Below are 10,640 nucleotides of genomic sequence, written 5' to 3' on the forward strand. Positions count from 1 at the left end.
ACCTAATATTCTTATAAAATCTGCTTTCTGAAAGAGTAAATTCTACTTTTATTTTTCATTTTTTTAAAGTGGAATTTAACTTTTCACTTTAGCTTTTTTTAAAAAAATTTTATTTTATATCAAAAATTGCTTCTTCTTGTAATATTATATATCATTCTATATTTGATTAATGGTATAATTATATAAACATATAATATAAGGAGGATCCTATGGACCAACAAAGAGAACAAGCAAGTCAAATCGCACATGAATTTATTATTTATCAAGAAAGTGAACAAGCAGATATTGATGCAAAAGATCATCAATTCGATGCTTTATGGCAAAGTATATACGATGTATGTAAACTTATTAAATTTGGAATAATAGAAGATATTACTGAAGAAGAATTTGAGGAAGCCTACGCTTGGTTAAAAACCACTCAATCTCTTACAGAAGATTATCAAGAATTCGAATTAGAATTTTAAGGAGATCAAAAATGGAAAAATATTTAATTGTGACAGACACAACAAGTGCAATGGATCAAGAAATTGCACAAAAAAACGGAATCGAACTTATTTCATTAAGTGTCATCGTTGATGGCCATGAATATAAAGATCAAGTCGATATTTCAACTAAACAACTTTATGACTATTTAAGAGATGGTAAAATTCCTTCAACAAGTCAGCCAAATACAGGTTATCTTGTTGAACAAATGGAAAAATGGCAAGAAGAAGATTATGAAGCAATCATTATTATTACCTGCTCTGCAGATTTATCAGGAACAAACAACGGTTTCCATCTTGCTAAAGATACCGTTGGTTTAGATAATGTTTATATTTATGATAGTCGTCAAGTAGGTGCTCCTGTTATGGATATGGCTATTTGTGCAAAACAACTTGCAGATGAAGGGAAAACTGTTGATGAAATTTTTGCTGCTTTAGAAGAAAAAACAAATCATTCTTTTTCGTTCCTTTATCCAGATAACTTTAAACAACTTTCACGTAGTGGAAGATTATCACCAATGGCAGCCAGAATGGCATCGATGTTAAAAATCAAAGCTTTGCTTTGTTTAGATGAACAAGGTAAAGCCGTTGATAAATATACAATGTCTAGAACTGAAGTAAAAATCTTAAAATCGATTGTTGATAAATTCCATGAATTAGGTGTTAACGCTAAACAACACAAGATTTATATTTCACACGCTGATAATGAAATTTTTGCTAAAAAAGCAAAATTATTATTTCAAACAACCTTCCATGGTATTGATGTAGAAATCAATTATTTGCCTGCTGTTTTAACATGCCATGGTGGTCTTGCTTGTTGTGCAATTCATGCTACATATAAAATTTAAGGAGTGATTAATGATGAAAGTTGTTGATATGCATTGTGACACCATTTTAAAACTTTATGATGATTTACATCACGGTAAAGAAGGTTCTTTATTAGAAAATGACGGTCATATTGATTTAAAGAAAATGCAAAAAGGAGATTATTTGCTTCAAAACTTTGCGATGTTTGTCGATTTAAGTGAAAATCCTCAACCTTTTTTAAAAGCAAATCAACTCATTAACTATTATTATCATGAAATAGAAAAATATCCTGAACTCATTAAACCTGTCTTTTGTTATCAAGATATTATCGATCATCAACAAGCAGGTATCATGTCTTCTCTTCTAACATTAGAAGAAGGGGCTGTTGTAGAAAATGATTTATCACTACTTGAACATTATTATAGATTAGGCGTTAGAATGATTACTTTGACATGGAATCATGTAAATGGCATTGGACACCCTAACCTTTCTAATATTTCTTGTTATGAAGATATGTTTAAAATCAATGATCACGATGGTTTAACACCTTTTGGTTTACAATATATTAAAGAAATGGAACGTTTAGGAATCATTATTGACGTTTCTCATTTAAGTGATGCTGGATTTTATGATGTTTATCATCATACAACAAAACCTTTCGTTGCCTCTCATAGTAACGCTCGCCAAGTATGTGGTGTCGCTAGAAATATGTCAGATGACATGATTTTAAAACTTGCTAGTCGTGGAGGCGTTATGGGAATCAACTTCTGTAGTGATTTTTTAACTACCGAAGGTACTCATCAAACAAGTTATGTTAAGGATATGGTTCAACATATTTTATATATCAAAAATCTTGCAGGTATTGATTGTATTGGTTTAGGAAGTGACTTTGATGGTATTGGATCCAAGCTTGAAATGAAGGATGCAAGTGGTTATCAAATATTATATGGTGCTTTAATTGAAGCTGGATTATCTATTGAAGAAATTGAAAAGATTTTTTATAAAAATGTCTTACGTGTTTATAAAGCAGTTTTGAAATAGGATTGGAAACAATCCTATTTTTAAAAAAACAAAAAAATGCGTATCTCTATCTCATCATTTTAGAAAAATAATGTTATAATAGCTAAATGGGAGGGACTACTTATGTATATTAAAGATGATGAAATTAATAAGTATTTTAATGAGCCCAATTGGAAAGTAGCTCATAACTTATTTCAACATAATACAATATCTAACATGTCTGTTATTAAAGATGGTCAAATTTACCAAATCGTAGGAAGTACTAATGTTAATGGTAAAATTGATACTGCTACAATTCAAGTTGATACAGGAGGACATATCCTCGAATTTAACTGCGATTGTAATCACTGTAAGCCTAATGAACTGGCATGTGGACATATAGGTGCTATTTTATTAAAATTTTACGGTCTTGAAGCAAGTGATTTACCTTATTCTTTCAATCAAAAAGGAAATTACGCTGATCAATTACAAGCACTTCAAGCAAAAAAAGAAGCCGCACATTTAAAAGAACAAGCTAATTTAACTTTTTCATTAATTGAACAATATAAAAATCAGCATCGTTTACATCAATTACAACTTAATCAACACATTCATTTAATACCGCAAGTAAAAAGTACATTTAATCGATTAAGTTTATCTTATAAGATTGCTAGCGATAGAAGTTATACAATTAAAAATTTAAATACTTTTATTCAAAATGTAAAAGCAAACGAAATTGTTGAATATGGAAATGCTTTAGTTACCGATCATAACTCTAAAGCCTTTGATAGTTCTTCATTAAAACAAATTCGTTTTATTAAAGAATATTTTCATTTAAAAGATGATGATCGTAGTATTAGAATCACATCAGACAATATTGATGATTTTTTTCTAACACATTATGATAATTTAGATATCAACATTAACTTTACAACAATTGATTTACAAAACTTCATTTTAGAAATCCAAAAAGATGAAGATTACACAACCATCAAATACAAAGAACCTGATGGTATTACTATCATCGGTCATCAATATATCTATTATTTCGATCACTATACCCTTAATAGATATTCAAAAGAATGTAGTGATGCGCTAAGACCTTTACTTACACATTTAGAAAATAATTCACTTACAATTCCAAATAACGAATTACCACGTTTTTCTAAATATATCATTGATTCTGTTGTTCCTTATGTCGAATTTACAGGAGATGATATCGATGAATATCTACCTATGGATATTTCTTTATTAATTTATGTCGATTTAAATAACAACAACGAATTATCTGTTACATTAGATTATCGAGATGATCAAGGAAATACAATCTTAGAAAACCCTAAAGATCTAGTACTTCCATTAAAATTAGATGGTGTTATTCAAACACTACAAAAATACCTAGAATATGATGAAATCACTCAAATGTATTATCTTTATAATGAAGAAGATATTTATGATTTCATTACTCGTGTTTTACCTTCACTTAATAATGATTGTGAAATTTATATTAGTGAAGAAATCAAACAAATGAATAAACCTAAAAATATGAAATTAAATATCGGTGTTCGTTTACAAAATGATTTATTAAAAATCGATATTAATAGTATCAATGTTGATAAAGAAGAAATTAAAGATATTTTATATGCTTATCAACACAAAAAGAATTATCATCGTTTAAAAAATGGGGAATTTATTAATTTAGATGATGATAGTATCAAAGATTTAGATTTATTATTTAATGATTTAAATATTGAATATACCGATTTAAAAGATGGTGAAGTTGAAGTTGATAAATATCATTCACTTTATTTAGAAAACTTTATGAACAGTTCATCATTACATTTCAACAGAGATCAACATTTCCAAGACTTGATTTCTCATATTGAAGAAAAAGATCCTGAAGATATTCAAGTTCCACAAAATTATTCTAAGATTTTAAGAGACTATCAAGTTCAAGGATTTAAATGGTTAAAAACAATGTCAGAATATGGCTTCGGTGGTATCTTAGCTGATGATATGGGGCTTGGTAAAACATTACAAGTCATGACATTGATTGAAGATGGTATCGGTGAAAATCATGTCAGTCTCGTTGTTGCTCCTGCAACCTTGATTTATAACTGGCAAGATGAAATCAAAAAATTCTCAAAGAAATTGAAAACAGTTTGTATTACTGGAAATATTGCTCAAAGAAAGAAATTAATTGAAAGCATTCCAGAATATGATGTTGTTATTACTTCATATGATTATATTCGTAGAGATTATGAATTATATAAAGATTATCAATTCTATTATTTTATTTTAGATGAAGCTCAATATATCAAAAATCAAAGTACAAAGAATGCTCAAACTGTTAAATTAATTAATGGTAAATATCGTTTCGCTTTAACAGGTACTCCAATTGAAAATAGTTTAGCAGAATTATGGTCAATCTTTGATTTCTTGATGCCTCAATATTTATATAATTATCACCATTTCAAAGAAACTTACGAAATACCAATCATAAAAAATGAAGACCAACAAAAACAAGCAAAACTTAAGCAATTAGTTGAACCATTTATTTTAAGAAGAACAAAGAAAGATGTTTTAACAGAATTACCAGACAAGATTGAAAACAATGTCATTATTCCTTTTACACCAGAGGAAGAAAAAGTATATCTTGCTAACTTATCAACAATTAATAGTGAATTACAAAGTGCTATTCAGGTAAATCATATTGATAAGATCCAAATCCTTGCAATGATGACAAGACTTCGTCAATTATGTTGTGATCAACGTATTTTATATAAAGATATTATTGAACCAAGTTCTAAACTTAAAGCTTGTATGGATATTATTGAAACAGCAAAAGAAAATAATCAAAAAGTCTTACTATTCTCTTCTTTTACTAAATCATTAGATTTAATCGAAGCTGAATTACGTAAAAAAGATATTTCTTATTATGTTTTAACTGGTTCAACAACAAAAATCAAAAGGCATCAACTTGTTAATGCCTTCCAAAACGATCAAACAACTGTCTTTTTAATCAGTTTAAAAGCAGGTGGTACTGGTCTTAACTTAACAAGTGCTTCTACCGTTATTCACTATGATCCATGGTGGAATATGTCTGCACAAAATCAAGCAACAGATAGAGCTTATCGTATTGGACAAACAAATAATGTTCAAGTTTATAAATTGATTATGAAAAATTCAATTGAAGAAAAGATTCAAAAACTTCAAGAACAAAAACAAGATTTATCGAATATGTTTATTGAAAACAATAATGGTTCTATTACCCAAATGTCTACTGCAGATATTATTGATTTATTTAAATAAAGAAAAAGGAGATTAAAGACGTTCAATCTTTAAATCTCCTTTTCTTATGTAATTCAATTTTCTAAAAGCTTTGTAAAAACTAAATGTTAAAATTGCTGGAGCAATCACATCTATCAAAATAAGTGGTATCCAATACTGATTTCCCATTACTTGAATCGCATCCAATAAACCTACAAGTCCTGCTGTTCCCATTCCTGAGCCAATTGCACTGCAACGAATATGAAGTAAGACCGTTGAAATAGGTGCTGTAATAATCGTTGTTAAAATTGTAGGTAACCAAATAACCGGTCTTCTAATAATATTTTTAAACTGTAACATACTTGTTCCAATTCCAATAGCAATAACATCACCAATATCATTGTCTTCAATAGACATCATCGCAAAACCAATCATTTGTGCGCAACACCCTGCAAGTGCTGCCCCTGCCGCTAAACCATCAAGTCCTAACATAATACCAATAGCAGCTGAAGAAATTGGTGCCGTTAATGCCATTCCCATTAACACCCCTACAACAATTGACATAAATAAAGGTTGTAAAGAAACCCCATCATTAATAACGCTTCCAATCCAAGTAATCATTTGTGTAAGATAAGGTCCTACAAATTGCGTTACCAAACCTGCTATACAGATAGAAACAAAAGGAACAAGTAAAATATCAATCGGTGTTTTCCCTTGAATAAGTCTTGTTACCTCAATAGCCGCTAAAACTGCTACATAAGCTGAAATTGGATTACCCGCTTGAACACCATTATTAAATGTTCCAGCTCCTATTGCTCCTGCAATAACCGCAGAAATCAAATTAAGTCCTTTTGCATCAATTGCATAGCCCATACCAATTCCAATGGCCGGTCCCATTAAATAACCTGCTACTGTCCCCCAGGTTACAAGTTGTTCAACATGAACTAATGTTCCTAATTGTTTTAATATTGTTCCAATAATCAAACTTGCAAAAAAGCCATAAGCCATTCCATTAAAAGTATTGATTACATAATTTCCTTTTCCTCTACTTTGTGCCATATTTTACCCCCTTAATTGGATTATAGAGTATATTTATTTTTTTACAACAAAAAAACTGCCGAAGCAGTTAGTTTATTTATTGGTGGAGCCAAGCGGGATCGAACCGCTGACCCCCTGCGTGCAAGGCAGGTGCTCTCCCAGCTGAGCTATGGCCCCAATTTAATATTTACTTTTTCCACCATTTCATTTGTTAAAATGGTGGGCCTGAATGGATTTGAACCATCGACCTCACCCTTATCAGGGGTGCGCTCTAACCAACTGAGCTACAGGCCCATCAATCAACTGCCCATATAATATACCATGCATATAAGAATACGTCAACAGTTTTTCGTATATTTTTTTACATTTTTTTAAAAAAATAAAAATACATTGATAAAATCAACGCTTTTTTATTGTAAAATTTTTGCTGTTTTTTTCTTTTTTTGAGTCATTATTCTTAAATGATATTTAATGAGCCCTTCTTTTACCTTTTGACATAGTTTTTTTTGATAATTTTTGCTTCTTAGTTGCCCACATTCATTATAATTTGATAAAAAACCACACTCAATTAGAACTCCTAATGTCTTAGTAGCTCTTAAAACTCTAAAACCACATCCACTAATTGGTTTTCTACTATTTGTTAACTGTTTTAAACTTTGATCAATATCAAAAGCTAATGCTTTTCCTTGTTTGCTTCTATAATAATAAAAAACTTGTGAACCCCATGCACTTCTATTACCAGAAGCATTTTGGTGAATACTTAATAAATAATCACATTTATAGCTATCTATCTTCTTGACCCTTAAATACATATCATCTTGTTTAGAATAATGATGATTTCTTTTCGTCATATCATAATCACCATCTCTTGTTAAATAGACTTTAGCACCACTTTTTTCTAATTCATCTTTCATTTTCAAAGCAATTTCTAAATTAATATTATCTTCATAATAACCATATTCAATAGCTCCATTATCAAAACCACCATGTCCTGCATCAATCACCACTTTTACATTTTTTAAAGATTTTTCATAAGCATCTACAGGAACCTCAAAGAAACACACGCCAAAAGCAATCATTATAAGAAAAATTCTTTTCATAACATCACCGTTGTATTATATGTCAAAAAAAAGATATCATGATTTTTCATGATATCTAAAATTTATCCATCAAGTAGTTTCTAAAGGCCTCATTAACTTCTTTTTTATATTTTCTACCGATTTCTAATTCATTTTTACTTTCTTCATTAACCATATTAATATGATTTTTATCTATACGATAAATATATTTCATATTAATTGCATAACTTCTATGTATTTGAATAAAACAATGTGCTTGTTTTACTTGTTCCATAAATTTCTTCAAAGTCATTTTAACAGCATATTCATGTTCATATGTATGGATAATCAATTCATGAGCATAACATTCTGCATAGATAATATCATCACTCATTAATGTTATATATGCCATTTGATTTTTATTCATTCCCTTATTCAGTTCAAAAATCAATTTCATTTCATTTTTACATTCTTCATTGTAAAGTTGATTAAAAACTTTAAAGTCATTATCAAGATGATTCTTTCTAATAAAGCATAACGCCTTTAATCCTTGGGCTTTAAAAATCAAACTACTTTTACTTGAAACAAAAACAATTTGTGAATCAAACTTTTCTTTAAACTTTTTCGCATAATCCACACCTGTCCCATTTTCAAATATCACATCTAAAAATAAAATATCGGGTACATGTTTTATCTGATCTAAATCAACCATTCCATGATAAACATCTACAACAGCATGGTATTCACTTTCTAATTTATTTTTTAAAGTTTCGCCAAACGCTCGGTCATCATCCATAATCGTAAAATACATACTCACACATCCTAACTACACATATTTTATTCACTATAAATTATAGCATATTTTACCCCCCCCCCCCCCCCCGCACCTTTTTTATTTTTATATTTTTTATGTTTTTTTCCAAAAAAACGCCTTAGAAGGGATTTATATAGACTTAAAAAGGATCATTATTGAACACGAAGATATTTTTTTACTATGTCTAGTTCTTCAATATAAATACAATGATTTATTTTATTTTCTTTAACATCTTGATAACATTTTTCAAAATCCAACCATTTAACTTCACTTACTTCATGATCAACAAAAACAAAATCTTTTTCTTCTAAATCTTTCCATAAAACAAATATTTTACTTACTTGATTATCTTTAAATAAACGACCATGAAAAATTTCTTCAAAATGAAATCTACGATTTCCACAATCAATCAATTCACTTTCCCTTACAACAATTCCTAATTCCTCTTTCAACTCTCTTACCGCCGATTGACCATAGTTATCCCCTGCAGGAATATGTCCTGCACTTGAAATATCATAACAGCCAGGAAACGAATCTTTTTGTTCACTTCTTTTTTGTAATAATATTTGTATTTTATTTTCTTTTTTTCTTAAGATCCAAACATGAGCTGTACGATGTAAGATTCCTTGTTGATGTGCAATTTCTCTTTCTACTGTCTTTCCTGTTGGATTTCCTAATTCATCGCATATATCTAAAATTTCCATTTTATCATCTCCATTAAAATCATATTATCATCTTTCTTTACATTATAAAATGAGATGTTTAAAATAGATACGAAAAGAGGTAGAACAAATGAATAAATGTTGGTGCGGAAGTGGCTTAGACTATGAAGTTTGTCACCGCGAATTTGACAAAAAAATTAATTATTACAAAAAAAGAGGAGTGATGACACCTCCTAGATCAATGATTAAAAATCAACAACAAATTGAAGGAATCAAAAAAGCAGCTGTTGTAAATAATGGGTTATTAGATCATATCGAAAAGAATATAAAAATTGGTATGTCGACTGAAGATATCGATGTACTTACAAGAGAATATTTAAAGGAACACAATGCACATTCTGCTGATTTAAATTATGAAGGCTATCCTAAAAGTATTTGTACATCTATTAATGATATCGTTTGTCATGGAATTCCTTCTTCTGATGTTATTTTAAAAGATGGAGATATTATTAACGTTGACGCTACAAGTGAATTAAATGGTTACTATGCCGATGCTTCACGTATGTTTATGATGGGAAATGTTTCAGATGAAGCTAAAAAACTTGTTAAAATCACAAAAGAAGCGATGTATGAAGGGATGAAAGCTATCAAGCCATGGAAAAGTCATATTGGAGATATCGGTAAAGCAATTCAAAGATATGCACATATTAATGGCTATAGTGTCGTTGAAGAATTCTGTGGTCATGGTATTGGAATGACCATGCATGAAGACCCTTATGTCTTCCATTTTAAAACAAAAGAAGATACTGTTTTGATTGTTCCAGGAATGGTTTTTACAATTGAACCAATGCTTAATCAAGGAACAAGACATGTTCACTTAAATTATAATGATGATTGGACAGTTTATACAGATGATGGGAAACTTTCTGCTCAATGGGAACATACTTTCCTTGTTACAGAAGATGGTGTGGAAATTATTTCAAAATAAAAAGTCAGAAAATCTGACTTTTTTATTATGCCGTTTTTTCAACATATACGTGCTTTTTTATTATACTTTCTTCATAAACAAGATGTTGATAACAATCCTCATATAAATAATGAGTCACAACATCATACCGATTTCTATCAACACGAATTCGATGCTCTTGATGAAGCTTTCTTAAACAATTACCACAATAACAATCAATAATACAGGCAATAGCTTCATCTTCATTCCCATCATACCAATAAATACCATTTCTACAGGCAACAATAATTTTCTTACAAGCATTTAAGCCTATTTCTTCATTTTCAAACATTTCAATTGATTTTTCAACAATTGAATTCATTCCTAGACCAATACGATGACAACTCATTTTAACAACCCCTTTCTAGGGTTATTTTAACATCTCATTTTTGTTATTTCATTAGACAGATAGTCCAAAAACTGTAGTCCTCACGAACTACAGTTTTCTCTTATAAATCACAAATACCTTTACCTTCTCCATAAACATCATACCAATCACTATTG

10 protein-coding genes and 2 tRNA genes are annotated in these 10,640 nt (G+C 29.6%); 5 read left to right on the forward strand and 7 right to left on the reverse strand.

What is annotated here, in order from left to right:
• Positions 1–209: 209 nt before the first annotated feature.
• From LJD32_RS13545 to LJD32_RS13560, 4 genes are all read left to right on the forward strand, one after another.
• Entirely contained in the window at positions 210–464 is a 255-nt protein-coding gene (locus LJD32_RS13545; RefSeq protein WP_147580729.1) for a hypothetical protein, read from the forward strand.
• Positions 465–475: 11 nt separating this feature from the next.
• On the forward strand, positions 476–1,330 hold the full coding sequence (locus tag LJD32_RS13550; RefSeq protein WP_227392641.1) for a DegV family protein: 855 nt from the start codon (positions 476–478) through the stop codon (positions 1,328–1,330).
• A 13-nt stretch (positions 1,331–1,343) separates the two neighbouring features.
• The gene (locus LJD32_RS13555) at positions 1,344–2,330 is read left to right on the forward strand and encodes a dipeptidase (RefSeq protein WP_119364311.1); all 987 of its coding nucleotides are present in this window, start codon (positions 1,344–1,346) and stop codon (positions 2,328–2,330) included.
• A gap of 102 nt (positions 2,331–2,432) precedes the next feature.
• The gene (locus LJD32_RS13560; RefSeq protein WP_227392642.1) at positions 2,433–5,600 is read left to right on the forward strand and encodes a DEAD/DEAH box helicase; all 3,168 of its coding nucleotides are present in this window, start codon (positions 2,433–2,435) and stop codon (positions 5,598–5,600) included.
• A gap of 12 nt (positions 5,601–5,612) precedes the next feature.
• On the opposite strand, the gene LJD32_RS13565 is transcribed toward LJD32_RS13560, so the two are convergent.
• From LJD32_RS13565 to LJD32_RS13590, 6 genes are all read right to left on the reverse strand, one after another.
• Positions 5,613–6,617, reverse strand: coding sequence for a PTS transporter subunit IIC (locus LJD32_RS13565; RefSeq protein WP_117788642.1), 1,005 nt, complete (start codon positions 6,615–6,617; stop codon positions 5,613–5,615).
• 80 nt (positions 6,618–6,697) lie between these two features.
• A tRNA-Ala gene (locus LJD32_RS13570) sits at positions 6,698–6,773 on the reverse strand.
• Positions 6,774–6,813: 40 nt separating this feature from the next.
• Positions 6,814–6,890, reverse strand: a tRNA-Ile gene (locus LJD32_RS13575).
• A gap of 116 nt (positions 6,891–7,006) precedes the next feature.
• Complete coding sequence (locus LJD32_RS13580) at positions 7,007–7,696, reverse strand: N-acetylmuramoyl-L-alanine amidase family protein (RefSeq protein ID WP_227392643.1); 690 nt, start codon at positions 7,694–7,696, stop codon at positions 7,007–7,009.
• A gap of 55 nt (positions 7,697–7,751) precedes the next feature.
• Complete coding sequence (locus LJD32_RS13585) at positions 7,752–8,465, reverse strand: LytR/AlgR family response regulator transcription factor (RefSeq protein ID WP_227392644.1); 714 nt, start codon at positions 8,463–8,465, stop codon at positions 7,752–7,754.
• A gap of 155 nt (positions 8,466–8,620) precedes the next feature.
• The gene (locus LJD32_RS13590) at positions 8,621–9,172 is read right to left on the reverse strand and encodes an NUDIX hydrolase (RefSeq protein ID WP_032089640.1); all 552 of its coding nucleotides are present in this window, start codon (positions 9,170–9,172) and stop codon (positions 8,621–8,623) included.
• 88 nt (positions 9,173–9,260) lie between these two features.
• Here LJD32_RS13590 and map point away from each other — a divergent pair, with 88 nt between their 5' ends.
• A complete protein-coding gene (map, locus tag LJD32_RS13595) occupies positions 9,261–10,118 on the forward strand; it encodes a type I methionyl aminopeptidase (protein ID WP_227392645.1) in 858 nt (285 codons plus the stop codon).
• A gap of 25 nt (positions 10,119–10,143) precedes the next feature.
• On the opposite strand, the gene LJD32_RS13600 is transcribed toward map, so the two are convergent.
• Entirely contained in the window at positions 10,144–10,485 is a 342-nt protein-coding gene (locus tag LJD32_RS13600; protein WP_227392646.1) for a hypothetical protein, read from the reverse strand.
• Positions 10,486–10,640: the final 155 nt, after the last annotated feature.

Origin of the sequence: Faecalibacillus sp. TM498, assembly GCF_020589955.1 — a bacterium.
Classification (GTDB): Bacteria; Bacillota_I; Bacilli_A; order Erysipelotrichales; family Coprobacillaceae; genus Faecalibacillus; species Faecalibacillus intestinalis.